This is a genomic window from Pseudomonas sp. 25 R 14 (assembly GCF_900004755.1).
GTDB classification, from domain to species: domain Bacteria; phylum Pseudomonadota; class Gammaproteobacteria; order Pseudomonadales; family Pseudomonadaceae; genus Aquipseudomonas; species Aquipseudomonas brenneri.
Window position 1 is genome coordinate 53,852 of record NZ_CVTS01000045.1, and the last position, 25,506, is coordinate 79,357.

The 25,506-nt window shown below is 61.7% G+C and carries 29 protein-coding genes; 13 read left to right on the forward strand and 16 right to left on the reverse strand.

What is annotated here, in order from left to right; all coding sequences use genetic code 11:
• Window positions 1–103 precede the first annotated feature (103 nt).
• On the reverse strand, window positions 104–1,336 hold the full coding sequence (locus BFQ03_RS15140; protein ID WP_032863503.1) for a hypothetical protein: 1,233 nt from the start codon (window positions 1,334–1,336) through the stop codon (window positions 104–106).
• Window positions 1,337–1,348: 12 nt separating this feature from the next.
• Window positions 1,349–1,798, reverse strand: coding sequence for a YcgN family cysteine cluster protein (locus BFQ03_RS15145; RefSeq protein WP_032863504.1), 450 nt, complete (start codon window positions 1,796–1,798; stop codon window positions 1,349–1,351).
• Between the two features lie 152 nt (window positions 1,799–1,950).
• Between BFQ03_RS15145 and BFQ03_RS15150 the strand changes: the two genes are divergently transcribed.
• Entirely contained in the window at window positions 1,951–2,544 is a 594-nt protein-coding gene (locus tag BFQ03_RS15150) for a nitroreductase family protein (RefSeq protein WP_032863505.1), read from the forward strand.
• Window positions 2,545–2,580: 36 nt separating this feature from the next.
• Here the strand turns inward: BFQ03_RS15150 and BFQ03_RS15155 are convergent, their stop codons facing one another.
• The 6 genes from BFQ03_RS15155 to cynR all read right to left on the reverse strand — a co-directional run bounded on the left by BFQ03_RS15155 (window position 2,581) and on the right by cynR (window position 8,491).
• On the reverse strand, window positions 2,581–3,513 hold the full coding sequence (locus BFQ03_RS15155) for a D-2-hydroxyacid dehydrogenase (protein WP_032863506.1): 933 nt from the start codon (window positions 3,511–3,513) through the stop codon (window positions 2,581–2,583).
• A 112-nt stretch (window positions 3,514–3,625) separates the two neighbouring features.
• Window positions 3,626–3,919, reverse strand: a complete 294-nt coding sequence (locus tag BFQ03_RS15160; RefSeq protein ID WP_032863507.1) for a YcgL domain-containing protein — start codon at window positions 3,917–3,919, stop codon at window positions 3,626–3,628.
• Window positions 3,916–5,049, reverse strand: coding sequence for a ribonuclease D (rnd, locus tag BFQ03_RS15165; protein WP_065943478.1), 1,134 nt, complete (start codon window positions 5,047–5,049; stop codon window positions 3,916–3,918). The genes BFQ03_RS15160 and rnd overlap by 4 nt, the downstream gene beginning before the upstream one ends.
• 122 nt (window positions 5,050–5,171) lie before the next feature.
• Window positions 5,172–5,828, reverse strand: coding sequence for a class I SAM-dependent methyltransferase (locus tag BFQ03_RS15170; protein WP_065943479.1), 657 nt, complete (start codon window positions 5,826–5,828; stop codon window positions 5,172–5,174).
• Between the two features lie 91 nt (window positions 5,829–5,919).
• Window positions 5,920–7,293, reverse strand: a complete 1,374-nt coding sequence (locus tag BFQ03_RS15175) for a glutamine synthetase family protein (RefSeq protein WP_032863510.1) — start codon at window positions 7,291–7,293, stop codon at window positions 5,920–5,922.
• Between the two features lie 286 nt (window positions 7,294–7,579).
• On the reverse strand, window positions 7,580–8,491 hold the full coding sequence (gene cynR, locus BFQ03_RS15180; RefSeq protein ID WP_065943480.1) for a transcriptional regulator CynR: 912 nt from the start codon (window positions 8,489–8,491) through the stop codon (window positions 7,580–7,582).
• A gap of 112 nt (window positions 8,492–8,603) precedes the next feature.
• Between cynR and BFQ03_RS15185 the strand changes: the two genes are divergently transcribed.
• The 3 genes from BFQ03_RS15185 to BFQ03_RS15195 are packed head-to-tail and all read left to right on the forward strand — an operon-like array spanning window position 8,604 to window position 10,641.
• A complete protein-coding gene (locus BFQ03_RS15185) occupies window positions 8,604–9,245 on the forward strand; it encodes a carbonic anhydrase (RefSeq protein WP_032863512.1) in 642 nt (213 codons plus the stop codon).
• 28 nt (window positions 9,246–9,273) lie between these two features.
• A complete protein-coding gene (cynS, locus tag BFQ03_RS15190; RefSeq protein ID WP_065943481.1) occupies window positions 9,274–9,744 on the forward strand; it encodes a cyanase in 471 nt (156 codons plus the stop codon).
• Between the two features lie 54 nt (window positions 9,745–9,798).
• Window positions 9,799–10,641, forward strand: coding sequence for a cache domain-containing protein (locus tag BFQ03_RS15195; protein ID WP_032863514.1), 843 nt, complete (start codon window positions 9,799–9,801; stop codon window positions 10,639–10,641).
• Between the two features lie 55 nt (window positions 10,642–10,696).
• On the opposite strand, the gene BFQ03_RS15200 is transcribed toward BFQ03_RS15195, so the two are convergent.
• Together BFQ03_RS15200 and pobA are read right to left on the reverse strand one after the other, a co-directional pair.
• Window positions 10,697–12,151, reverse strand: a complete 1,455-nt coding sequence (locus tag BFQ03_RS15200) for an MDR family MFS transporter (protein ID WP_050593456.1) — start codon at window positions 12,149–12,151, stop codon at window positions 10,697–10,699.
• Window positions 12,152–12,266: 115 nt separating this feature from the next.
• Window positions 12,267–13,460, reverse strand: coding sequence for a 4-hydroxybenzoate 3-monooxygenase (gene pobA, locus BFQ03_RS15205; RefSeq protein WP_065943482.1), 1,194 nt, complete (start codon window positions 13,458–13,460; stop codon window positions 12,267–12,269).
• Between the two features lie 180 nt (window positions 13,461–13,640).
• Between pobA and BFQ03_RS15210 the strand changes: the two genes are divergently transcribed.
• The gene (locus BFQ03_RS15210; protein WP_032863516.1) at window positions 13,641–14,516 is read left to right on the forward strand and encodes a helix-turn-helix domain-containing protein; all 876 of its coding nucleotides are present in this window, start codon (window positions 13,641–13,643) and stop codon (window positions 14,514–14,516) included.
• Window positions 14,517–14,538: 22 nt separating this feature from the next.
• Here BFQ03_RS15210 and BFQ03_RS30265 read toward each other — a convergent pair whose 3' ends face one another.
• Complete coding sequence (locus BFQ03_RS30265; RefSeq protein ID WP_167360815.1) at window positions 14,539–14,712, reverse strand: hypothetical protein; 174 nt, start codon at window positions 14,710–14,712, stop codon at window positions 14,539–14,541.
• 99 nt (window positions 14,713–14,811) lie between these two features.
• On the reverse strand, window positions 14,812–15,717 hold the full coding sequence (locus BFQ03_RS15215; protein ID WP_065943483.1) for a LysR family transcriptional regulator: 906 nt from the start codon (window positions 15,715–15,717) through the stop codon (window positions 14,812–14,814).
• Window positions 15,718–15,830: 113 nt separating this feature from the next.
• Here BFQ03_RS15215 and BFQ03_RS15220 point away from each other — a divergent pair, with 113 nt between their 5' ends.
• The 4 genes from BFQ03_RS15220 to BFQ03_RS15235 all read left to right on the forward strand — a co-directional run bounded on the left by BFQ03_RS15220 (window position 15,831) and on the right by BFQ03_RS15235 (window position 19,774).
• The gene (locus BFQ03_RS15220; RefSeq protein WP_065943484.1) at window positions 15,831–16,697 is read left to right on the forward strand and encodes an MBL fold metallo-hydrolase; all 867 of its coding nucleotides are present in this window, start codon (window positions 15,831–15,833) and stop codon (window positions 16,695–16,697) included.
• 35 nt (window positions 16,698–16,732) lie between these two features.
• Window positions 16,733–17,347 carry an NAD(P)-dependent oxidoreductase gene (locus BFQ03_RS15225; protein WP_065943485.1) on the forward strand — a complete coding sequence of 205 codons (615 nt, stop codon included), beginning with the start codon at window positions 16,733–16,735 and terminating at the stop codon, window positions 17,345–17,347.
• Between the two features lie 133 nt (window positions 17,348–17,480).
• Entirely contained in the window at window positions 17,481–18,668 is a 1,188-nt protein-coding gene (locus tag BFQ03_RS15230) for a cyanate transporter (protein WP_032863520.1), read from the forward strand.
• Between the two features lie 137 nt (window positions 18,669–18,805).
• Window positions 18,806–19,774, forward strand: coding sequence for a LysR family transcriptional regulator (locus tag BFQ03_RS15235; RefSeq protein WP_032863521.1), 969 nt, complete (start codon window positions 18,806–18,808; stop codon window positions 19,772–19,774).
• A 19-nt stretch (window positions 19,775–19,793) separates the two neighbouring features.
• Here the strand turns inward: BFQ03_RS15235 and BFQ03_RS15240 are convergent, their stop codons facing one another.
• Entirely contained in the window at window positions 19,794–20,696 is a 903-nt protein-coding gene (locus BFQ03_RS15240; protein ID WP_032863522.1) for a LysR family transcriptional regulator, read from the reverse strand.
• 108 nt (window positions 20,697–20,804) lie between these two features.
• Here BFQ03_RS15240 and BFQ03_RS15245 point away from each other — a divergent pair, with 108 nt between their 5' ends.
• Window positions 20,805–21,011, forward strand: a complete 207-nt coding sequence (locus BFQ03_RS15245) for a hypothetical protein (RefSeq protein ID WP_154220497.1) — start codon at window positions 20,805–20,807, stop codon at window positions 21,009–21,011.
• Between the two features lie 57 nt (window positions 21,012–21,068).
• Window positions 21,069–21,461: a VOC family protein gene (locus tag BFQ03_RS15250; RefSeq protein WP_032863523.1), complete on the forward strand. Its 393-nt coding sequence runs from the start codon at window positions 21,069–21,071 to the stop codon at window positions 21,459–21,461.
• 42 nt (window positions 21,462–21,503) lie between these two features.
• Here BFQ03_RS15250 and BFQ03_RS30270 read toward each other — a convergent pair whose 3' ends face one another.
• The gene (locus tag BFQ03_RS30270; protein WP_167360814.1) at window positions 21,504–21,656 is read right to left on the reverse strand and encodes a hypothetical protein; all 153 of its coding nucleotides are present in this window, start codon (window positions 21,654–21,656) and stop codon (window positions 21,504–21,506) included.
• 170 nt (window positions 21,657–21,826) lie between these two features.
• On the opposite strand from BFQ03_RS30270, the gene BFQ03_RS15255 reads away from it, so the two are divergent.
• Window positions 21,827–22,801: an NAD(P)H-dependent flavin oxidoreductase gene (locus tag BFQ03_RS15255; protein ID WP_065943486.1), complete on the forward strand. Its 975-nt coding sequence runs from the start codon at window positions 21,827–21,829 to the stop codon at window positions 22,799–22,801.
• Window positions 22,802–23,089: 288 nt separating this feature from the next.
• Here the strand turns inward: BFQ03_RS15255 and BFQ03_RS15260 are convergent, their stop codons facing one another.
• Window positions 23,090–23,620, reverse strand: coding sequence for a PadR family transcriptional regulator (locus tag BFQ03_RS15260; protein WP_032863525.1), 531 nt, complete (start codon window positions 23,618–23,620; stop codon window positions 23,090–23,092).
• Complete coding sequence (locus BFQ03_RS15265) at window positions 23,596–24,525, reverse strand: LysR family transcriptional regulator (protein WP_065943487.1); 930 nt, start codon at window positions 24,523–24,525, stop codon at window positions 23,596–23,598. Before BFQ03_RS15265 ends, BFQ03_RS15260 begins: the two co-directional genes overlap by 25 nt.
• 118 nt (window positions 24,526–24,643) lie before the next feature.
• Between BFQ03_RS15265 and BFQ03_RS15270 the strand changes: the two genes are divergently transcribed.
• Window positions 24,644–25,444 carry an oxepin-CoA hydrolase, alternative type gene (locus BFQ03_RS15270; RefSeq protein ID WP_065943495.1) on the forward strand — a complete coding sequence of 267 codons (801 nt, stop codon included), beginning with the start codon at window positions 24,644–24,646 and terminating at the stop codon, window positions 25,442–25,444.
• Window positions 25,445–25,506 lie beyond the last annotated feature (62 nt).

A 25,506-nucleotide genomic window follows, 5' to 3' on the forward strand; every position in this document is an offset into this window, starting at 1 on the left:
AACTGTAGGAGCTGGCTTGCCAGCGATGCAGGCACCTCGGTCCATCAGGCACACCGAGGTGATGCTATCGCTGGCAAGCCAGCTCCTACACGGGCCTTCTCGGTCAGTGCAGCAGCTTGCTGTCGAGTACCACTGACGATTCGCCGATCACGCTTTCAGCCAACTGCACAAACGCCTTGGTACTGATGCTATCCAAACGCATCAGTGCCTGCGTCAGGTCATCCAGGGAGCGTTTGTTGTGGGTTTTCAGGCGAATTTCGCGATCCAGTTCCTGCAACACCACCACCGCCCGCGCCACCGTGGCACCGCTGACGTGCTCGCCGCGCAAGGTCGTCACGCCTTTGCCGTCCTTGCTCAAGCGCGCCTGTATCGCCACATAACGCTCATCGCTGATACCGCCTGCGCGCCGCAATAACTCGATAGCGTAATACTCCGAAAGGCCTTCGCTGATCCAGTCACTGCCTTGATGGTCATTGAACCGGCCAATGGCCTGCACCACCTCGCGGATCAACGGGCTGCTGCCATTTTCGCTGACCAGCGGCGTACGGCTATTGAGATAGATCGAATCGCGTCCGGAGAACACGCCACGGCGCATCGGGTCGCTGGCACCCACCACCAGCAACTTGGCCGGGTGCCGGGGGAACGCCGCTTGTACCTGGGGCCAGACGAACGTCAGCAACGTCAGCACATCCATGCGGCGCATGGCCTGGCCCTTGGGCGAGGTCACGGTAATTTCGGTTTCGCCCAGGCGCACCCGGCGGCTGCCTAGGTTACCGGCGAGCATCCAGCCGGTGGGACGGTCGAACAGGCGGGACACATTGTCGATGCGGAATTTGTGCTTGCCAATGCGTGGCCAGGGGGTCTCGACACTTTTCCAGCCCGCCGGCAGCTCAAAGGTCAGCCGCGACACCAGCTCCACACCGTCCTGCTGGTCAAGACGCGCCGCAGGCACCAGGTCTTCACCACGAAACAGCGCCCAACCGGGCGTCATGCGTGACTCGTAGATGCCGGCCTTGCGCGCATGGCTCAAGCGCACGCGGTAGGTCAGGCTGGCCTTGTCGGCGCCCGGCTGCCACAGGCCACGACTGGCCCCCGCGTCAGGCCTGACCTGCCACTGGCCGTCGGCCTTGAAATCGCTGTAGTCACCGTCGCGGCCCAAGTCGAAGTCCAGGCTGCGCACCGCCGAGCCCTGGGACAGGCTTAAACGGACTTCGGCCTGATCGCTCTGGGGCAAGAGTTTGACGTGATAATCGAGGTCGACTTTTTTCGCCGACCACGCCGCCGCGCTCAACCCCAACAACAGCAGACTCACCGCCAGCTTGGCTTGGACCGTCATACGCTCTCCTTTTCAGCCTGCGCGGAAAATCAGGTAATCCTCCCAATCGTCCTCGGGCACGCTGCCTTCGCTGAGCATGCGTCCGGACTGGGAAATGCGTTCGTGGTGCACGGCATCGCGGTCACCGCAAACCAGGTGGTGCCAGAGCGGCAAGTCCTTGCGCTCACTCACCAGGCGATAGCCGCAAGTCGGCGGCAGCCATTTGAACTGATCGGCCTGGCCCGGCGTGAGCTGGATGCAATCAGGTACCGAGTCGCGACGGTTAGGATAGTCGGTGCACTGGCAGGTGTTCAGGTCCAGCAGTTTGCAGGCGATACGCGTGTAATAGACGCTGTTGTCGTCTTCGTCTTCGAGCTTTTGCAGGCAGCACAGGCCACAGCCGTCGCACAGCGACTCCCATTCCTCCTGGTCGAGGTGCTCAAGGGTTTTGCGTATCCAGAAAGGTTCGACTTTGGCGGCCATGGCTCTACATCAGTTTCGGTAGGTGAAAAGGCCGCCAGTCTAGTGCCCAAGCCCCCTGGGGCCAAGCGCTTACGACTGCCGGTAGGGCAAGACTTGTCAGGCGCGCAGTGGCGAAGTAGCTTTGAAGGCCGTTTTTTCTCCAGGATCCGCTGATGAGCACTGAGCCACGTATTGCCGATTATCCGATCCACCCGCAGTTCACCGAGCGCTGGTCGCCGCGTGCGTTTACTGGCGAGAGCATCCCGGTGGAAACCCTGCTGAGCTTCTTCGAAGCGGCGCGCTGGGCGCCTTCGGCCTATAACTCGCAGCCATGGCGCTTTCTCTACGCGCGTCGCGATACACCAGACTGGGAACGTTTCCTGGGTTTGCTCAACGAATTCAACCGGAGCTGGGCGCAGCATGCATCGGCACTGGTCATCGTGGTCTCGAAAACCGATTTCGCGGTACCGGGCGCCAGCGAAGAAACTCCAGCGCTGTGGCACACCTTTGACACCGGTTCGGCCTGGGGCCACCTGGCGCTGCAAGCCAGCATCAGCGGCTGGCACACCCATGGCATGGCCGGTTTCGATCAGGAACTGACCCGCAAGGAGCTGAAAATTCCCGAGGGTTATGCGCTGCATGCGGCGGTCGCCGTGGGCAAGCTGGGGGACAAGGCCACCCTGGCCGACTACCTGCAAACCCGGGAAGCCCCAAGCCCGCGCCGCCCGTTGAGCGAGTTGGTAGCGGCAGGTGATTTCAGCCTGTAACACGCTGTAGGAGCTGGCTTGCCGGCTCCTACAGGGTCAGTAACCGCGCTCGAAACTCACTTCGCCGCGCAACGCATCCTTGGCCTGATAAGCCCGCAGGTTCTCGACAAACAGCGCCACCATCAAGCGCGGGCAGGTCGGCGCCGAGCTATGGCCCGTCAACAGCAAGCCCCAGGCGGTCCAGAACGGATGGCGCTGTGGCAGTGGTTCCTGACGGCAAACGTCGATCACCGCCCCGGCCAGGTGCCCTTCTTTCAGGGCCTCGACCAGATCGGCATCGACCACCGCCACACCACGCCCAACGTTGATAAACAGCCCCGTCGGCTTGAACTGCTTGAACAGCGCAGCATCGTACAGATCGTGGGTATTGGGCGTGTTGGGCAGCAGGTTGACTACATAATCCACCTCGCCCACCAGGCGACCCAGTTGATCCGGCCCGGCCACCTCGATAAACGGGGCCTGCTCCCGGGCTTCGCTGGCAATGCCGTACAACTCCACGCCAAAGGGCAGCAGGAACTGCGCCACGCTCTGGCCGATATCACCGGTGCCAACGATCAGCACCTTGCGCCCCGCCAGGCTCTGGCCCATGCGGTTATCCCATTTGCGCTCGACCTGACTGACCAGCCGCGCCAGCACTTCACGCTCGTGACCGAGCATGTAGGTGAGCACGTACTCGGCCATCACCTGGCCAAAAATGCCGACCGCGCGGGTGAGCCGATAATCGCGTGGCAAACCATCGGCCAGCAGCGGCGTGATGCCGGCCCAGGTCGATTGCAGCCACTGCGGGTGGTGGCCCTGGCGCAGCAGGGTTGCCAGCAGGTCCGGCTGGCCCAGCCACACCGGGCAATCGGCGGCCAGGCGCGACAGTTCGGCCGAGTCGCCACTGGTCAGGACTTCAAGATCCGGCGCTGCTTCGCGCAGCAGCCGGGCATACAGCGGGTGGTCCTGTTCTGCAATCAGAACGCGCATGGTTCAAACCTTTCAAAAACAGTGCAGGCGGCCGCCGGCAGCAAACTACTGCTGAACTCGGGGCTCGCCAGGTCATTCGATTCAAACGTGTCCCGAACGGGGCACGGGTCGATCACATCGGGTCGTTACGGCGCAGCAGTTCTTCGGGCAGGTGTTCGATGTACTCGTCATCCGGCGGTGGCATCTGCAGGTGGTAGCCCTGCTTTTGCAGGTTGGCCAGGACCGCCACGATATCTTCCTGCTGCAGCTTGCGCTCAGGCGTCAGCACCAGGTTGAACGCGTGTACCGGCTTGCCGAACACCGTCAGCAGGCCTTCGGGCACGCGCTCCAGGGCATCGCTCTTGAGCACGTAGAGGTACATGCCGGCGCGTTTCGGGCTGCGGTAGATGGAACAAATATGTTTCAAGGCTGTTCTCCGGCAGTGGCCAGGCTGTCCAGCAGCGCCTGGCCCATCAACTCGCGGCGCCAGCCACGCAGCGAGTCAGGCAATTGGTAAGGCCCATCGGGGTAGCCACTCTTGACCAGCGCCTCAAGGGTTTTCTTGCGCAGCATCAGCTCCGGGGCCATGTCCAGACGTTCGGCGAAGGTCTGGCCCAGGGCGCGCAGTTGCTTGATCAGCACCGCGGCATCCACCGGCAACGGCTCAGGCACGGCTGGCGGCCATTGGTCCATCGACACGCTGGCGGCACGCTTGATCAGGCCCAGCAGGAATTCGCCGTCCTGGCGCACGGTGCGCGGGTGCATATCTTCGATTTTGCCCAGGGCGGCGAGGTTATCCGGCTGCGACTTGGCCAGGGGCCATAGCGAGTGTTCGCGGATGATACGGTTGCGTGGCAGGTCACGGGCGCGGGCTTGCTGCTCGCGCCAGGCGCACAGCTCACGCAGCACGGCGAGCTGGGCACGGGACAGTTTCCAGGCCAGCTTGGCGTCGCGGTAGACATCAAAAGGGTCGATTTCTCGACGCAGGTTGGCCACCAGTTCGGCGCCATCTTCCAGGACCCAGGCGTATTTTTCGTCGGACAGTTGCGGGCGCAGGCGTGTGTAGACTTGCGCCAGGTGCACCGCGTCTTCGGCGGCGTAACTGACCTGGGTCTCGGACAATGGCCGCTGCAGCCAGTCCGAACGGGTCTCGCCCTTGGGCAAGTCGATGTCGAGCACCGCTTGCACCAGGCGCGAGTAGCCCATGGAGAAACCGAGGTTCAGGTAGGCGGCGGCCAGTTGGGTGTCGAACAATGGCACCGGCAGGCTGCCAGTCAGGCGCAGCAGCACTTCCAGGTCTTCGCTGCAGGCGTGCACCACCTTGATCACCGCCGGGTTTTCCAGCAAGGCGGCCAACGGTTGCCAGTTATCGATGGTCAGGGGGTCGATCAGATAAGCACTGATACCGTCCCCGATCTGGATCAACCCGGCGATGGGATAGAAGGTATCGACCCGCATGAATTCGGTGTCGAGGGCGACGAATGGCAACTGCTGCCATTTGGCGCAATGCTGGCCGAGGCTATCGTTGTCGCAGATCCAGTGAATATCGATGGCCACACGGCTCTCCCTTGAAGAATGGCGCGCAGTATATATCGCCCGAGGGTCTTTCGAGCACCCGCAGTGTGCCAGCCATCATGAAAACTCTGACAGGAGACGAAGAATAGCCCGACAGTTGAGGGTTATCCTCGTTTACGCAACACATAAACCCGCCACAAGGCCGAGCCGGGCATGAACTCTTGCTGGTTCAGCACAGTGAAGCCTGCCTGGCGAAACTCCGCTTCCACCTCGACGCGATGGGACAGCATGGGTTGCCCCGCACCTGCGGGATGGCGTTGACGATGGCGGCTGTCGCTGTCCACCGAGACAATCAGCGTGTCGCGGCTGACCCGGTGAAACTCGCGCAACAGTGCCAATCGCGCATCGGCCGTGGGGACGTGGCGAAACAGTTCTAGGCAAAAAATGCAGTCCACCGCGTTGGCCGACAGACCGATGGCGAATGCCGAACCCTGGAACGTCTTGACCCGCCGCAAAAATGTCGCGCCGTGGTGGCTCATGGCGTGGTCGAGCATGGCCTGGGAAGGGTCCGAGGCGAGGATCACGCGATTACTGTGTTCGGCCAGCACCGGCCAGAAGCGCCCCGCCCCACAAGCCAGGTCCAGCAACAGCCCGGGCTCCCCCGCGACTTTAAGGGCGTGGCGCACCAGGCGCTCGTCGCGCCATGACCACAAGCGCCGCAGCAAACCGGGCGGCCGCGTGTCGCCACAGACCCGCGCGTGATCACGATCACAGCGCGCGGCAAACTCAGCCTCAATGGACGACGGGGGTTGTGGCGACATCACGGGACTCATGTAGATGAACCGGTCTCTACGGACACTGGATCTTGAGCTTAACCACCCCCGCGTGAAAAAAAGGTCGAAAGGTTCATCATCACGCCTGGTGCAGATACCAGCGCCAGTCCTGCTCGCCCACCTCGCCCATGAACTGCCGGTACTCGGCCCGCTTGACCGCCAGGTACACACCGAGGAACTCCTGGCCGAACGTTTCACGCGCCCAGGCCGAGCCTTCCAATGCACGCAAGGTGGTCAGCCAGTCGGTGGGCAGCAGCTCCTTGGCCTGGGCATAGCCGTTGCCTTCAACCGGGGTTCCGGGGTCGCGCTGTTCGCGAATACCACGGTGAATACCGGCCAGGATCGCCGCCGCTGCCAGGTACGGGTTGGCATCGGCTCCGCAGATCCGATGCTCGATATGCCGCGAATACGCAGGGCCTCCCGGCACCCGCAGGCTCACCGTGCGATTGTCGACACCCCAGGTGGCCGCCAGCGGCGCGTAGCTGTTGCTTTGGAAGCGCCGGTAGGAGTTGGCGTTGGGGCAGAACATCAAGAGCGTATCGAGCAAGGTGCTGAGCATCCCGCCGACTGCCTGGCGCAGCAGCGGCGTACCGTCAGGGGCCTCACTGGCAAACAGGTTGTTGCCGTCGGCATCTGCCAGGCTGACGTGCATGTGCATGCCGGTGCCGGCCAGGTCATCGAACGGCTTGGCCATGAAACAGGCGGTCATCCCATGCTTGTGGGCCACGCCCTTGACCAGGCGTTTGTAACGCACCGCCTCGTCCATCGCCTGCAAGGCATCGCTGCGATGCTCCAGGGTGATCTCCACCTGGCCGGGGGCGTATTCGGAAATCGCCGTGCGCGCGGGAATGCCTTGCAGTTTGCAGGCGCTGTACAGGTCAGCCAGAAACGGCTCGATCTGTTCCAGCTCGCGCAGGCCATAGACCTGGGTCGAGCGTGGGCGGCCGCCATCCACATCCCGCGCCGGTTGCGGGCGGCCATTGCTGTCGGGTTTCTGGTCGAGCAGGTAGAACTCCAGTTCCGCCGCCATCACCGGGTAATAACCATCGGCCTTGAGCCCGTCGATGACCCTGGACAGCAGATGCCGGGGATCGGCAACCGTCGCCGGCAGGCCTTCTTCAGGGTGCATGCTGACCTGCACTGCGGCGGTGGGAATCAACCGCCACGGCATGCGTTGCAAACTGCCGCTGATCGGGTAGGCACGGCAATCGATATCGCCCACTTCCCACACCAGGCCGGAGTTTTCCACGTCATCGCCATTGAGGGTCAGACCAAGAATGGTACTGGGCAGCGGCCGACCGCTTGCGTAGACCGCCAGCAGTTCATCACGGTGCAGCAACTTGCCCCGGGGCACGCCGTTGCTGTCGAGGATGAACAGTTCGAACATCTCGATATCGGGGTTGTGATCAAGAAAGGATTGGGCTTCGTGCAGGCTGGCAAAGACGGTACTCATGGCAACTCTCTTACGTTTGCGTCAGGCAGGCACGCACGACGGCGCGCCCCGGAGGTGGGCAATCAGCGTAAGGAGGTGGTATCCGGCGGGCGCGCATGGCGACAGTGCCACAGCGCCCAAAAGGCCAGTTCGGAAGGCAGTGCATCAATGTCCATCCGACATACCGGGCGGCTGGGCGCGATGGCGCCAGGCGAGGCCTCGGGGTGAGTGTCGGGGGAACCGTCCATGCAGTGATCACAGTGAAGAGATGAGTGGCAGCGTCACATGCCGGGTCAGTCCATTAAATTCAGTCTTGATGGAGTTCACTCTCGCAATCGCTAAACATTCGCCACGTACTCGCCAATTCGACAAACGCCCCGCATGCCGCACTGCGATAGGCGCCCTTGCGACTGAGCAGGGCCACCGTGCGCTGCGCCAGCGCCGGACGCAGTTGCACCGCGTGCAAGCCTTGCTGGGTCTGCGCCACTTCCCGGGGCAGGATCGTCGCCAGGTGGGTGTGGCGGATGATCTCAATCACGGCACTGATTGAATTGGCCTCCATGGCAATCTGCGGTTTTATCGCCAGCGTGCGGCAATAGTCATCGATGTAACGACGCGTCGCAAAGTCGGCGTTCAACAGCACCAAGGGTTGCTGCTGGAAGTCCGCCAGCTTGAGCCACTGCTTGCGACTCAGGCTTGGATGGCTGGCGCTGGCCACCAGGCTCAACGCCTCGACAAACAACGCCTGGCAGGCAATGTCCGGCATGTGCTCACCGGTGAAGCCAAGGCCAATGTCCAGCAAGTCCTCGGTCAATGCATGCTCAAGGCGATCCTGAGTCATTTCCTCGACGCTGACGCTAATCCCCGGATACAAGCGATAGAACTGGGCCAGCAGCGGCCCGATCAGGTACGCGGTAAAGGTCGGGGTCATGGCCAGGCGCAAATTGCCCCGGCTCAGGTCCTGCACGTCGTGCATGGCGCGGGTACCGGCCTGCAGGTCCTGCAACGCCAGGCGCGCAAACCGCACATAGGCCTGGCCCGCGTCGGTCAGGCTGACAGTACGGCCGGAGCGATCGAGCAACGGTGCCCCGAGGGTCTCTTCCAACTGCTTGATCTGTTGCGACAAGGTCGGCTGCGACACATGCAGTGCCTCGGCCGCCCGCGTGAAGTTGCGGTGGTCGGCGACGGCCAACAGGTAGCGGATATGGCGCAACAGCATAAAAACCTCTCCAGCTATAGGTACTGCTTATAGAAACTATAACAAGCCAGTCTTGGACGCTATAGCCTGAAACTTCCATCCTTGCCCCATCAGCGACGCAAGGAGAACCACCATGCAGCATCTCATCGACGGCTTTCGCAAGTTCCAGGGTGAAGCCTTCAGCCAGCGCAGCGACCTGTTCAAACAACTGGCCACCACGCAAAAACCCGGCACGCTGTTTGTGTCCTGCTCAGACAGCCGCGTAGTCCCGGAGCTGTTGACCCAGCAAGAACCCGGCGATCTGTTTGTAATCCGTAACGCCGGCAATATCGTGCCCTCCTACGGCCCGGAACCGGGCGGTGTCTCGGCCACGGTGGAATATGCCGTGGCCGTCCTGGGGGTCAGCGACATCGTGATTTGCGGTCATTCCGATTGCGGCGCCATGACGGCCATCTCCACCTGTAAATGCCTGGATCACTTGCCCGCCGTGGCCAATTGGCTGCGTCATGCCGAATCGGCCAAGGTGATCAACGCCGCACGCACCCATGCCTCGGCAGCCGAGCGACTGGACGCCCTGGTGCGGGAAAACGTAGTCGCGCAACTGGCCAATCTCAAGACGCACCCCAGCGTTGCACTGGCGCTGGAGCAAGGCCGGCTGAACCTGCACGGCTGGGTCTATGACATCGCAAGCGGCGGCATCAATGCCCTGGATGGCCGCACCGGGCGCTTTATTTCCCTGCTGGACCACCCGCAGACCCGCGCGCACGCCGCCTGAACGTTATTCAAACCAAGAGGAAACCATCATGCTGCAATCCCAATTTTCCCAAACCCCACGCCTGGCCCTGGCCGACACCGTGATCGACATCAAGGCCCGCAAGAACCTGTCCTGGCAGGACCTCACCGACGGCACCGGCCTGAGCCTGGCGTTCGTCACCGCCGCCCTGCTTGGCCAGCACCCGCTGCCCAAGGACGCCGCCGATGGGGTGTGCGACAAACTTGGCCTGGACGCGGACGCCAGTCGCCTGCTGCAAAGCGTGCCTCTGCGCGGCAGCATCCAGGGCGGCATTCCAACGGACCCAACCGTGTACCGCTTCTATGAAATGCTGCAGGTCTATGGCTCAACCCTCAAAGCCCTGGTCCACGAGCAGTTTGGCGACGGCATCATCAGCGCCATCAACTTCAAGCTGGACATCAAGAAGGTCGAGGACCCGGACGGCGGTTCCCGCGCGGTGATTACCCTGGACGGTAAATACCTGCCAACCAAGCCGTTCTGATTTGCCGACAACCGTCTACGCTCTTGAAACATTGACAAGAACGAGGGACGGGTAATGAAGGCAATGCTCCGAACCACCTGGCTGTTGCTGTTGCTGTGTTTCAGCCAGGTGCACGCTGCAACCACCCAGGAACAGGACGCCAAAGCCGCCGTGGCCTTGCTGGAGAAAGCCCTGGCCTATTATCACGATAATGGTGACAAGGCCTTTGCCGCCTTCAGCCGCCAGGGCGAGTTTGTCGACAAGGACCGCTATGTGTTCGTGGTCGATACCAAGGGCGTGCTGCTGGCCAGCGGCGGGCCTTCATCGGCGCTGATTGGGCGTGACGTGTCCGAAGTGCTCGGGCCGGACCTGCGCAAATCCTTCAAGGACGCGTTGAGAATTCCCGAAGGCAACGGCATCCAACAGGCCGAATACCGCTGGCAGAACTGGAGCGATGGCAAGGTCGAACGCAAGCATGTGTTCTACCAGCGTATCGGCCAGCGCATCCTCGCCGTCGGCTACTACCTGCCCCGGGCCACGCCCGAACAGGCCAAGGCCCTGCGGGACAAGGCGGTCAAGGCGTTGGAAAACAACGAAACCGCTACGCTGAAGGCGATCAATGCACTGCAGGGCGGCTTCCTGCAGGACGACTTGTATGTGTTCGTGGTCGACCTGGATACCGGGCGTTATGTGGCCCACGGCACCAACCTGCGCCTGATCAACACCGACTTTGCCAAGATCAAGGACCCGGACGGCAAGCCCGTGGGTGAGCCGATCCTGCAATTGATGAAGGAACAAGAGCAGGGTGAGTACGAGTACCGCTGGAAAAACCCGGTGACCGCCAAGGTGGAAAACAAGCATGCCTACCTGCGCAAGAGTGGGCATTTCCTGGTGGCGGTGGGTTACTACAGCCCTTGAGCGGGCAACGCGCGCAGCTGCATTCCTTGTAGGAGCCGGCAAGCCGGCGCCTACACTATCGCGCCTTGTCTTCACGCCCACGCAACAGGTGGTTAGGCATCACAATCGCTGCCGCCAGCCCCAGCAGCGACACCGCCGCGCTGACCATCAACAAATGCCGGAACGTGCTCAGCAACTCGGCGCGCAAGGCATCCTGCGCGGGGCCAGGCGCGGCGTTGAGACCGTCGAGCAGGACGTTGCCGGAGCTGCCTTCAGCCATCATCGAACCACTGGCCAGGTGGGCAAAACTCGAATCCTGCAGCAACGCCAGCAGCAAGGCCGACATGCACGCCACGCCGACCGCGCCACCCAGGGAGCGAAACAGGTTGGTGGTGCTGGTGGCCACGCCGATGTCGTGTTGCGCCACCGAGTTTTGCGTGCCCACCAGGGAGGTCGGGAACTGCATGCCGGAGGCAATGCCACTGAGCACCATGAACAGGCTGCTCAGGATCAGGGACTGGGGCGCGCTGAAAGCCATGCCGAGGATGGCAATCGGCGTGAGCACTGCCCCGGTCAGGATCATGGGTTTGTAGCGGCCGGTCACCGAGGTCATGCGCCCGGCGAAGAACGCGCCCATGGGTAGGCCAATCGCCAGCGGCAGCAGGTGCAGGGCCGCGCTGTCGGCACCGGCGCCGGTGACACTCTGATAGCGCAGGGGCATCAGCACGATCAGCGAGATGGCCTGGAAGCTGGTGAAGAAAATCGTGCACCAGCACAGCACCGCGCTGCGGTTGGCGAACAGGTGCATGGGCAACAACGGCTCCCGCGCCCGGCGCTCATGCCAGACAAATACACTCAGCGCCACCAGCGCACACCCCAGCAGGCCCAGCACCTGATCATCGCGCCAGTGATGGCCCTGGCCGATTTCGGTGATGCCCAGCAACAGCGCCGTCAGGCCAACAATCATCAGCAGCGTGCCGAGGTAATCGATGATCGGCTTGCGCTGCGGCACCGGCAGCCCCACCAGGGTGCGATGGGCCACCCACCAGGCACCCGCACCCAATGGCAGGTTGATCAAAAACACCCAGCGCCACGACAGGTATTCGGTCATATAGCCGCCCAGCACCGGCCCGGCCACGCTGGCAACCGCGTACATGCTGCTGAAGTACCCCTGGTAACGCCCGCGCTCGCGGGGCGGAATAATGTCGCCGATGATCGCCTGGCTCACGGAAATCATCCCGCCCGCGCCAATGCCCTGGAGGATGCGTGCCAGCACCAACTGCTCCATGCTTTGCGCCATGCCACAAAACAGCGAGGCGATGGTGAACAGGCCCATGCCAATCAGCATCATTGGCCGGCGCCCATACAGGTCACCGAGCTTGCCGTAGATCGGCACCGCTACGGTCATCGCCACCATGTAGCCGGAGATGACCCAGGCCAGCAGGTTGACGTCGTTGAACTGGGCGGAAATAGCCGGCATCGACACGGCGACGATGGTCTGGTCCAGCGCGCCGAGGAAAATCGCCAGCATCAGCGCGGCGAGGACACTGCGTACGGAAGGTGTGGGTTGAGTCACGACAGAACCTGCAGGCAAGGCCACGGAAAAGAGGCCCGCGGCAATGCCTGTCATGTTACTCGATAGCCGGCTATTCGATAGCCTCGTAAGGAAGTCCGACGTAATTTTCTGCAATGGTTTTGCGCCCGGCCTCAGACTCGACAAAGTACTCCAGCTCACTCTGGGCGATACGCTGGCTGAAACCATCCGCCTCGGGAAACTGGTGCAGCATCGAAGTCATCCACCAGGAAAACCGCTCGGCCTTCCAGATGCGGCGCAGGCAGATCTGTGAATATTTCTCCAGCAACTCCACACGCCCTTCTCGGTACACCTTGCACAGGATCGTGAACAGAGTGCTGACATCACTGGCGGCCAGGTTCAGGCCCTTGGCGCCGGTGGGCGGCACGATGTGGGCCGCGTCGCCCAGCAGGAACAGGCGCCCGTACTGCATCGGCTCCACCACGAAACTGCGCAACGGGGCGATGCTCTTTTCGATCGAGGGCCCGGTCACCAATTGCGCTGCCAGTTCTTCTGGCAGGCGCGCCTTGAGTTCATCCCAGAAGCGCTGGTCGGACCACGCGTCAGGCGTCTCCTCGGCCGGCACTTGCAGGTAATAGCGGCTGCGGCTGGGCGAACGCATGCTGCACAGGGCAAAGCCACGCGGATGCTTGGCGTATACCAGCTCCTCGTGGACCGGCGGGGTATCGGCAAGAATGCCCAGCCAGCCGAATGGATAGACCCGCTCGAACGTCTTGAGCACATCGCCGGGGATCGACTGGCGCGCCACACCGTGGAAGCCGTCGCAACCAGCGATGTAGTCGCACTCCAGGCGCACCTGCTGGCCCTGATGCTCGAAGGTCAGCCAGGGCCGTTCGCCCTTGAGGTCGTGGGGTTGAACATTGTGCGCTTCATACAAAGTGATCGCGCCGGCCTGCTCGCGCGCTGCCATCAAGTCGCGGGTGACTTCGGTCTGGCCGTAGATCATGACGGTCTTACCGTTGGTCAGGGATTTCAGGTCGATATGTTGCAAACGGCCGTTCAACGCCAGCTCGAAACCTTCATGCACCAGGCCCTCGGCGTCCATCCGCTGGCTGACGCCGGCCTGGCGCAACAGGTCGACCATGCCCTGTTCGAGCACACCGGCGCGAATACGCCCGAGGACATAATCGGGGGCCTGGCGCTCTAGAATCAGGGTTTCAATCCCCGCGTTGTGCAGTAACTGGCCGAGCAGCAGCCCCGAAGGGCCGGCGCCGATAATGGCGACTTGGGTTTTTAGCGTTTTCATTATTTTTATGGTCCGCACACTTCACCCGAACGTATTCGGTGAAAGCGTTGTCATTGGATTTGGTGCTGGCATTTTTAACTTGAGTGGCCGCCATAAGAAGGTGAAAACTGAGCTAAAGCCTGCGCTTTTCGCCAATCGGGGCGATTACCGAACCACTGTCCTGAGTATCGGATTGAAACCATGACCAAAAACGCCAGTCCCGCGATTCCAGTGTTCAAACTTTATGGGGAAAGCCAAGAGTGGCCGACCCCGGATCTGTTGCACTGTGAAACCATCTCCCGGCGCAGCCGCGAGTACCAGTGGGAGATCCAGCCCCACCGACATGCGGACTTGTGCCAATTGCTCTATGTGTACAAGGGCCAGGCGCAACTGGAGATCGAGGGCCAGCGCACGACGCTGACGGAATCGACCCTGCAAGTACTGCCGCCGCTGTGTGTGCATGGGTTTCGGTTTGCCGAAGATGTCGAAGGCTTTGTGGTGACACTGGCCGCACCGCTGGTGGCGCACCTGCAAGGCCAGTTGGGCTCGGCGGTAGACAGCTTGAGCGCCCTGGGCAGCTACCCGGCGGGCAAGGACAGTGACTACCTCAACAGCCTGTTCGCGCGGTTGCAAAATGAATACAACGACGACTTTCCGTCCCGGGACATGATGATGCACGCCCTGGTCAGCGTGCTGCTGGTGTGGATCAGCCGCCAGGCCATCCAGCGCCGCCATCCACGGGCACCCCGCAGTCGTGAGTACTTCCGCCATTTCACCCAGTTGGTGGAACAGCACTACCGTGAGCATCCGAAGATCGAAGACCTGGCGCACAAGCTGGGGATCTCGGTGTCGCACCTCAACGGCACCTGCCGCGAACTGGGCGGCCAGCCGGCCTTGCAGATCATGCACGACCGCCAATTGCTGGAGGCCAAGCGCCTGCTGACTTACACCAGCATGACCATCAATGAAATGTCGGACGTGCTGGGGTTCTCTGATCCGACGAACTTTTCCCGACTGTTCCGCCGACGCGTAGGGTTTTCGCCCAAGGCGTTTCGTGAGCAACTGAACGCGGATTGACCGGGCGCCTACAGGCCGAGTGTCAGCGCAAAGCGCTCAAGGTCGCCGAGTAGGTGCATTGCCCATGGTTGCACGCCGCGGCCATGCCCGGTTGCAGGCGGGCCTGTTCGGCGCGATAGGCGGCGGTGCCGTAGAGGGCCGTGGCAAAGGCGCAGAGGGCAAAGATCATCAGGTACTTTCTGGTTTTGATCGTCATGGCGGTGACCTCCGGACAGATCAAGAAGGTGCTGTCTTAAGCATAGGCCAGCCAGGGCGAGTTGCCAGTATTGACGGGTATTCAGGGGCCTTATCGGGCCTACAATCCTGCATCCCATTGCGGCTCTGGCGGGAACCTCAAGACCAGGAAATCCAGGAGGCTGCGCAACGCCTGCGGCATGTGTTTGCGCGAGGCATATACCGCATAGATGTTCATCTGCCGAGGCTCGGCATGGGGCAGCAGACGAATCAACTCGCCGCGACGGATGTAATCACCGGCCTGATAGCTGGGCAACATTGCCACCCCCGCTCCCGCCAGGGCCATGCGTAGCAAGGTGCTGGCTTCATTGGCGCTGATATTGCCGTGCACCGGCACCGACACCGGCTCGCCGTTTTCCTCGAAGTGCCACAGGCTCTTGCTGAAATAAGAGTGGGTCAGGCAATTGTGCCCGGCCAGTTCTTCCACGCGCTGTGGTTGCGGGTGTTCCAGCAGATAAGCCGGCGAGACACAGATTACCGAGCGGCAAACCGTCAACTGACGCGCAATCAGGTTGGGGTCAAGGTCGTTGCTGGTGCGGATCGCCAGGTCGATGCGCTCATCCACCAGGTTCACTGTGCGGTCGAGCATTTGCAGGTCAATACTGACCAACGGGTAACGCTTGACGTACTCGGCCATCGCATCGGCCAGTTGTGCCTGGCCAAACGAGGTGCTGACACTCAGGCGCACCAGGCCCCGGGGGGCGTCGTCCGGTTCGCTGACGGCGGCCTGCATGTCGCAGGACAATTCCAGCATCTGCCGGCAGCGTGGCAGGGTTTCACTGCCGGCGGCAGTCAGGCTGAGCTTGCGGGTGGTGCGGTGCATCAGGCGGGCGCCGACCCAGTCCTCCAGCTCAGCCAGATAGCGCGATACCACCGGGCGCGACAGGTCCAGATGATCGGCGGCGGCAGATTGGCTGCCCAGGTCGACCACGGTGACAAACACCCGCATTGCTTGAAGACGATCCATGATTTGCCCGATTTCAGAAACAAACTATGTTCCAGCATCGCATTTTTTGCTGCGTTCAGTGCAACTAAGCTCTGTCCATCGCCTATCAAGGCACCTCTGACCTGGACCTGCCCATGCTCACCACCCTCAAGCGCTTTGTATTGGCCACTACCGTTCTCGGCTTTGCCGCCCACGCCGTCGCCGCCGACCTTACCCTCGATGTTTACAACCCGGGCGAATCGGCGATCTTCCCCGTCAGTTCAGTGCTGGTCAGCGGCGAGAAAGACGCGATCCTGGTGGACGCGCAGTTCGGCAAAGGCCAGGCCGAGCAACTGGTGCAGAAGATCCGCGCCAGCGGCAAACAGCTGACCACCATTTATATCAGCCATGGCGACCCGGACTACTACTTCGGCCTCGACACCCTGGCCAACGCCTTCCCACAGGCCAAGATCCTCGCACCGCAGCCAGTGGTCGACCATATCAAGGCCACCGTTGCCGGAAAGATCGAATACTGGGGCCCGAAAATGGGCGCCGACAAGCCGGCCAAAACCATTATTCCCCAAGTCCTCGAAGGCCATAGCCTGACGCTCGAAGGCCAACCGCTGGAAGTGATCGGCCTGGACGGCCCGCAGCCGGATCGCAGCTTCGTCTGGATCCCATCGATCAAGGCCGTGGTCGGCGGCGTGGTGGTCTCAGAAAACATCCACCTGTGGATGGCCGACACCCAGGGCGCGCAATCCCACGCCGATTGGCTGAGCACCCTGCAACGTATCGAAAAACTCAAACCGGTCACCGTGGTACCCGGTCACTACCTGGGCACGCCTACAGCCAAATCTGTCGCCTTCACTGCCGACTACATCAAGGCGTTCGATGTAGAAACCGCCAAGGCCAAGGATTCCACCGCACTGATCGCTGCCATGAAAAAACGCTACCCGAACCTGGCCGATGAAAGCTCCCTGGAACTGAGCGCCAAAGTCGCCAAGGGCGAAATGAAGTGGTGAATTGATCCAACCCTTTACCCACCCTGGAGAACGTCATGAGCAAGATTGCAATCATTGGTGCCACCGGCCGTGCCGGTAGCCAACTGCTGGAAGAAGCCCTGCGTCGCGGCCATACCGTCACGGCCATCGCCCGCAACACCGCAACTATCGCAGCGCGTCCCGGCTTGATCGTTAAACAGGCGGATGCGCTGGACGCGACAACCCTGCAACAGGCGATCAGCGGCAACGACGTGGTGATCAGCGCCGCGCACTTCGCCACCCTGCCCGCTGCCGCGGTGATCGGGCCGGTAAAACAGGCCGGCGTGAAGCGTCTGCTGGTAGTGGGCGGTGCCGGTTCGCTGCTGTTGCCGGGCGGTGGGCGGGTTATCGACAGCGCAGGCTTCCCTGCCGAATACAAGGCCGAGGCCAGTGCTGGCGCAGTGTTCCTCGACACCTTGCGCCAGGAAAAGGAGCTGGACTGGAGCTTCCTTTCGCCTTCGGCAGAGTTTGTCGAGACTGAGCGCACCGGCACATTCCGCCTGGGCCAGGACGACCTGCTGGTGAGCAGCGAAGGCCGTAGCTGGATCAGCTTTGCCGACTTCGCCATTGCCCTGATTGACGAAGTGCAAACACCGAAACACTCCCGCCAGCGCTTTACCGTGGGCTACTAAGCACACAACCGCTGCTGGAGCCGGCTTGCCGGCTCCAGCAACTGCAGTTTTTCAATAGCCCCTGCGACTTTCTCATTTGCCCCCCGCCCTGCACCGCCGCCTAATAGCGACCTTGTCCGCTCAAGGCCCGCCCATGGAAAACGTCCACGCAAAACCCACCACCGCTCTCTGGCTGATGCTCAGTGTTGTGCTAGTGGCCCTGAACCTGCGCCCGTCCATGGCGGCGGTTGGTCCGTTGTTGTCATCGATACGCGCCGATGTGCCCCTGAGTTTCAGCACCGCTTCGTTGTTGACCATGCTGCCAGTGATGGCGATGGGCTTGGCGATGTTCTTTGGCATCGGCCTGGGCAAACGGCTGGGTGAGCATCGCAGCATTGTGCTGTCGCTGGTGGTGATTGGCCTCGCCACCCTGTCGCGGCTGTTTCTCGACTCTGCGGCTGAATTGATCCTCAGCGCCATTGCCGCCGGCGTGGGCATTGCCTTGATCCAGGCGTTGATGCCCGCGCTGATCAAGTCGCACTTTCGTGACAATGTTTCGCTGTTCATGGGCCTGTACGTCACCGCGATCATGGGCGGTGCAGCCTTGGCGGCATCGTTCTCGCCGTTCATCCAGGTGCACACCGGCAGTTGGCGCATCGGCCTGGCCATCTGGGCAGTGCTTGCCGTGTTGGCGCTGCTGTTCTGGTACGCCCAGCGCGCGGCGCTGCCTCCCCTGCCCCAAGCCGGCGCCGGCCCGCAGGAGTCATTTTTCGGTAATCGCCGCGCGTGGTTGCTGGCGATTTTCTTCGGCCTCGGTACCGCTTCCTACACCTGCGTACTGGCGTGGCTGGCGCCGTACTACGTCGAGCAAGGCTGGAGCGAACAGAATGCCGGCCTGCTGCTGGGCTTCCTGACGGCCATGGAAGTGGTCTCCGGGCTGATCACCCCGGCCATCGCCAACCGGCGCCAGGACAAGCGCGGCGTGGTTGCCGTGTTGCTGGTGCTGATCATTGCGGGTTTCTGTGGCCTGATCCTCTCGCCGCAGCACCTCACATTACTGTGGCCGTGCCTGCTGGGCCTGGGCATTGGCGGGCTGTTCCCGATGAGCCTGATCCTGTCCCTCGACCACCTGGACAACCCGCGCCGCGCCGGTGGCCTGACGGCATTCGTGCAGGGCATCGGCTACCTGATTGCTGGCGTGTCGCCGCTGATTGCCGGGATGATCCGCGACCAACTGGGCAGTTTCGAATGGGCCTGGTGGTCGCTCACCGCCGTGGTGGTGGTGATGCTGCTGATCGTCCTGCGCTTCGACCCACGCCACTATGCACGGCATATTCGCTAGGGCGTCGTATTCCAAACAGTATCTGTCCCACAACCGACACAGAAAGGTCCTACGGACCTTTCTATTGGTACGAGCGTTCCGTTAACATTTTGACTTGTTTGCGCTGCGGTCGCGCAACAGGCTCACGGACGGAACGAATGCTAAACAGTAACTTGCTTAGAAAGCTCGATATGCAGGACCTGATGGTGTTTGTCGCTGTGTATGAGCAAAGCAGCGTCACCGATGTGTCCGAAACCCTGTTTGTCAGCCAGTCCACCGTCAGTTACAGCCTGAAGAAGCTGCGTACCAGCTTCGAGGACGACCTGTTTATCAACACCCGTGCCGGCATGCGCCCGACCTACAAGGCCAGCACCATGTACGGGCATGTGCAGAAAATCCTCGAAAGCATCAACCTCTGCCACGCAGGTGCGCAGACATTCGACCCCACGCAAAAAGCCGTCACCTTCAACCTCTGTGCGCCCGAGTACTTCGAGCAACTGATCCTGCCCAGGTTGTTGAAACACTTCGATCATGCCGACCTGCCAGTGATCGTCAACGTGCAGAAGCTGGAAACCGAGATTCCCGTCGAAGCGCTGCGCGACGGGCGCCTGGACCTGGTGATCTGCTTCGGCCCGCACTTTCATCGCGAGCACAAGGACCTCAGGACCCAGATGCTGCTCGAAGACGATCTGGTCTGTGTCTTCGATAAACGCGCCGCCCCCCGGGAACCGGCGTTCAGCCTGCAATCCTTCGTCGCCCGGCGCCATGTGTTTCCCACCCCCTGGACCTCGGACACCAACATGATCGACGGCTGGCTGGCGCGCCAGGCCCAAAAACGCCAGGTTATCGCCCGGGCCAACAGCTATAGCGCCGCGCTGAAGATGATTGCCGGCACCGACTTCATCGTCACCCTGCCCCGGCGCGTGCAACAGCTGCTGGCCGTGGAACCGCCGTTTGGCCACTGCGAAGCCCCCAACGGCCTGCCGGGGTTTACCCTGGATATGCAGTGGAACGACGCCAGCGAGCAGGAAACTGCCAACGCGTGGTTTCGCGAGCAGGTGGTGCAGGCAGCGGCAAGCTGCAAACTAGAAGCGGCAAGAGATGCACAGACATCACTTGCCACTTGAAGCTTGCTGCTTGTAGCTGTCATCCCCCCATAAACGCTTCCAGTCGCGAGCGCATCCAGCGCTCGGCCGGGTCGCTGTCAACGTGGCTGAGCCAGACCATGGACAGGTCCAGGGTCGGCGTATCGAACGGGAATGGTTCACAAAACAGGTTGCCCGCCGCGGCCATGGCCTGGGCCGTGTAGTCCGGCAGGCTGGCGATCATATCGGTGCCGGCCAGCAATGCCGGCAAGGAGCTGTATTGCGGCACGGATAACACCACGTGCCGCTTGCGACCGATCTCGGCCAGCCACTCATCGGCAAACCCTGCGACGTTGGCGGTGTGGGACACCAGCACATGGGGGCGCGCGCAGTATTCGTCGAGGGTCAGGGGCTGGTCCGAGGCATCGGCGCGTAGCACGCTGGGGCGGATATGGCGCAACAACTTGCGCTTGGCATTGGCCGGCAGGCCACGGGTCTGGGTGATGCCGACAGTGATATCGCCGGAGGCCAGCAAATCGGGGATACGCCAGTAATCAACGTGCTGCACCACAAACACCACCTGCGGCGCTTCGATACGCAGGGCCCGCAGCAGCGGTGGCAGCAAGCCAAACTCGACGTCATCGGACAGGCCAATGCGAAATGTCATGGTGCTGACAGACGGGTCGAAATCATGGGTAAGGCTCAACGCCGCCGACAGCGAGTCCAGCGCCGGCGACAGATGCCGGATCAGTTCCTCGGCTCGCGCCGTAGGCTCCATGCGATGGCCGACACGGATAAACAACGGGTCGTTGAACAGTGTGCGCAGGCGGTTGAGGGCCGAGCTGATCGTCGGCTGGCCGAGAAACAGCTTCTCTGCCGCGCGTGTCACGTTGCGTTCGAGCATCAGTGTTTCGAAGACGACCATCAAGTTGATGTCGGCCTTGCGTAATTCATTGCGGTTCATGGCGAACGCCCTACAGCCCAAGACTGCCGGCAGTTTAGGAACACAGCGGGGCCTGCGTCTATGCGCCGACTATCCAACCCACCTGTTTGGGACTATAAATCAGCTTCCATGGCAACCGAGAACACCCCCGTGCTGGTCATTCTTGCCCTGGCCATCCTGATGGCCGGGCTGTGCATCTGGAGCATCAGGTTCATCGCCCACCCGACCGCCAGGACACTGCTGCGGGTATTTGTCGGGCTATGCCTGGCCGCCATCGTCGCGTACCTGGTGCTGGCGTCAGGGTTTCCGACCGCGTTGCTGGTATCGGCCGGTTGACGATGCCCATCTCGGCCCCTCTAATAAGCGCCTCATTCAAGCACGGAGCGCTTCGCCATGAAATTCGCCTACACCATCGTCTACGTCCCGGACGTCGCCGCGTCGCTGCAGTTTTTTGAAAACGCCTTCGGTTTCAATCGGCGTTTCCTGCACGAATCAGGCACCTATGGCGAACTTGAAACAGGTGGCACCACCTTGTCTTTCGCCGCCCATGAGCTGGGCGAGATGAATTTTCCCGGTGGGCATGTGCCAGCCCACAGCTCGAAACAACCACTGGGCATGGAGTTGGGGTTTGTCACCGATGACGTGCCGGCCGCCCACGCCAAGGCGCTGGCCGCAGGTGCAACCGAGCTGACGGCGCCGATCAGCAAACCCTGGGGCCAGGTGGTGTCGTATGTGCGCGGCCCGGATGGGACACTGGTGGAGTTGTGTACGCCGATCCAAAACTGACGCGGGCCTTATCGGATAGGAGCCGGCTGCCGGCTCCTACAGTCAGGGTTTTAGCGGACGTTCCTGATCGCGTTCGGACAGTTCCGTACCGTCATCCGGATGCTTCCAGGTCTGTGGCTTCTCTTCCTCGCGACGTTGCCTGGCGCGCTCCTGCTCCTGTTGCGCCTCATCGCGCGGCTTGTCTTGATTGGTCATACCTACCTCCCGTCCATAAGAATGAGTCACGCCAAACAAGCATAGAACAGCCAACACATTTCTTGCGGGTAACAGTCAGGGAGCCAACTATGCAACTGGTTGCATATTAAAATTCACCCTGCTAATTTCTCCTCGCCGGGTACCCGACACCCGATCCGATTGGAGCCGTCATGTCTCTCCCAACTGTTTTGCAAGGCCGTCTTTCGATTCCAGTGGTGTGTTCGCCGCTGTTTATTATTTCCAGCCCTGAGTTGGTGATCGCCCAATGCAAGGCCGGCGTAGTGGGTTCATTCCCCGCGCTGAACGCGCGGCCGGCGCCAGTACTGGAGGATTGGCTGAAACAAATCACGACCGAGCTGGCCGAGTACGATGCCCTGCATCCGGATAAGCCCTCTGCACCGTTTGCGGTCAACCAGATCGTGCACAAGTCCAATGATCGGCTCGAACATGACCTGGCACTGTGCGCCAAGTACAAAGTCCCGATCATCATCACCTCGCTGGGTGCGAGGGTGGATGTGAATGAGGCGGTACACGCCTACGGCGGCATCGTGCTGCACGACGTGATCAACAATACCTTCGCCAGAAAAGCCATTGAGAAAGGCGCCGACGGCCTGATTGCCGTGGCTGCGGGTGCTGGAGGGCATGCGGGGAAAATTTCGCCGTTTGCGCTTATCCAGGAAATCCGTGAATGGTTCGACGGCCCGCTGCTGCTGTCGGGGGCCATTTCACACGGTAATGGGATTCTCGCCGCCCAGGCGGCAGGCGCTGACCTGGCCTATATCGGCTCGGCGTTCATCGCCACTGAAGAGGCCCATGCCCAATCGGCCTACAAGCAAATGATTGTCGAGAGCTCGGCTGACGACATCATCTACTCCAACCTGTTCACCGGTGTGCATGGCAATTACCTGCGCCAAAGCATCGCCAACAGCGGCCTGGACCCGGATGAACTGCCGGTGTCCGACCCTTCGACAATGAATTTCGGCACCGGTGAAGGGGCCAAGGCCAAGGCATGGAAAGATATCTGGGGCGCAGGCCAGGGCGTGGGCGCCGTCAAGTCGGTCCTGCCGGCCGGCAAGCTGATCGAGCGGCTCAAGGGTGAGTATCAAGCCTCGCGCAAACGCCTGGACCTCGGCGTTACTCATTAGCGGTGGATCAGGCGATATCTTCAGTGCCTGTACCGCCGCCATCGCAGCCTCGCTGAAGCTCGACAGCTCCCACAGGGGATTGGCGGTGGATCCGGAATTTCGATCTGGATGAAGATCAAAGGTGGGAGCTGTCGAGCCCCGGCGAGGCTGCGATAGCGGTGGATCAGGCGATACCTTCAATGCCTGTGCCGCCGCCATCGCAGCCTCGCTAAAGCTCGACAGCTCCCACAAGGGATTGGCGGCGGATTCGGGATTTCGGTCTGGATGAATGTCGAGCCCTACCTGGCCTCAAGCCTCAATCAACGGCAATACCTCGTCCGCCCAAGCCAGCCAGCTTTCTTCGAGCATGATTCCACGCCGCAGCACCATATATTGCAGGCGCTGTGCAGTGGTTAAAGACGTGGATGAAAAGTCACGCTGTTCAATCTGCCGATACGTCTCAAGCAGTGCCTGATGCTGCTTGATCAGGCGCTGGACCTCATCCCCCAGACCCAGCGGGCCAATCACCGCCTCGGCACGCAGCTTGATCAGCAGTGCCTGGCTCTGATCCCCCGTTTCTTGCGGCTCGCCCGCCCAGCGCATCAACTCGGCGCGCCCCGCAGGCAGCACCTGGTAGGTTTTTTTGCGCCGTTTGTCATCCTCAGGGCCATCGTGCGCCACGAGCCAGCCGGCGCTGACCATACGGCCCAGCTCACGATAGATTTGCTGATGGGTGGCTTGCCAGAAATAACCAATGGAGCGGTCGAACCGATTGGCCAACTCATACCCCGTCGAGGGCTTTTCCAGGAGTGAGGTCAGGAGTGCGTGTTGGATGGACATGGGGCGCAGTCTACCTCCGCGGTTCTGGCCCGGGCGAGCATGAAGTCGATGAAGGTCGAGGTCGCGCGGGTGTGATGGTGATCAGGCATGTAGAGCATATACATGTTGGTGCCGAAGATGCTCAGCCGCCAGGCGTCCAGTGCGGTAACCAGCGTGCCCTGGCGCACGTCATCCTGCACCAGGTAGTCCGGCACCAGCCCGACGCCCAACCCGGCCAATACGGCTTGGCGCAAGAACAGGAAGTTCTCCGAAATCAGGGTGGGCTCCAGCAGTACCTCATGCCGCTCCTCATTCAGGTAAGCGGCGACCCGCAATTGCCGGCCGACCACCGCCGCCGTAATCAGCGGCGCGGTGCGCAAGTCGCTGAGTTGCTCTGGCACACCATGCTCCTGGGCGTAGGCCGCAGAAACGCAGGCCACGTAGCGCAACACGCCCATGTCTCGCGCCACCAGGTTTTGCGGCGGCTCGGACATGACCCGTACCGCGATGTCCACTTCATCGCGCATCAGGTCTTCGACACGGTTTTCGAACATCACGTCCAGCACAATCCCGGGATACAGCCGCTTGAAATCGAGTAGCCAGTCAGCCATGACCCATTGCCCATAGCCACTTGGAACACTGACACGCACCCGGCCCTGCAGGCTCTGCCCCAGTGAAGACACCGACTCTTGCGCCGCCAGCAGCTCATTGCGGATGGCTCGCCCATGCTCATACAGGCGCAGACCGATCTCGGTCGGCTCGATGCGGCGCGTAGTGCGCCGTACCAGTTGCAAACCGATCGACTGCTCCAGGCGGCTGAGGTGGTAGCTGATGTTGGCCCGGCTGACCTTGAGGCGCCGTGCGGCCTCACTGAGGTTGCCTGCATCGATGATTTCGACCAGCAAGGTAAGCGACTTGAGGTCCATGGGCGATCACTGTCAAAGAATTTTGAACAGCCTGTCAACCAGAGCTGTGATTGTCAACGAAGCTTTGCCTTCCGATAATCCTTCGGATAATCAGCCGCTGAGCACCACAGGTGAAACCATGCGTGAACCGATTCTTGTGCACCGCGAAGGTGCCGTTCTAGTGCTGTCCAATAACAACCCCGGCGCACGTAACGCCCTCACGCCCGAGTTCTATGCCGCATTACCCCAGGCCCTGGCCCGGGCCGAGGCAGATCCGGCGATTGGCGCCGTGGTATTGACCGGTGTTGACGGTCATTTCTGCGCCGGCGGCGATCTGCATCGGCTGGCATTACGCCGGGCCATGACGCCGGCAGAGCGACGGGTCAACCTTGAAGGCCTGCATGACCTGATCCGCTCGATCCACACCTGCAGCAAACCGGTGATCGCCGCCGTCGAAGGGGCAGCCGCCGGGGCCGGCCTGTCGATTGCGCTGGCGTGCGACATGCTGGTAGCGGCTCGCAATGCTTCGTTTTCGGTGGCCTACGTCAAGGTTGGCCTCACCCCGGATGGTGGCGCCACGGCATTCCTCGCCGAATTTGTCTCGCGCCAGGTACTGACGCAACTGTGCCTGACCGGTGATCGTATCAGCGGTGAACGCCTGCATGCCCTGGGCGCGGTGAATACCCTGGCCGAGCCCGGTGAGGCGCTCGCGGCGGCCATCACGCTGGCAGCCCGGGTTGGCGCAGGCCCACAGCGGGCAATGGCGCGGATCAAGAGCCTGTGCCGTCAGGCCGGCAGCGCAAGCCTGGAGCAGCAGTTGGAACTGGAAGCCACCCATATGGTGGAGTCCATGGGTGACGATGAGGCTGGCGAGGGGATTGCAGCGTTCTTCGACAAGCGGCCTGCAGACTTCCTGGCCTTACGAAAAACCAATCAATAATTCCGCACAGCGAAATAACATTCCATATATTTGACATCCCGCCGTATTGCATGCAAATCTCC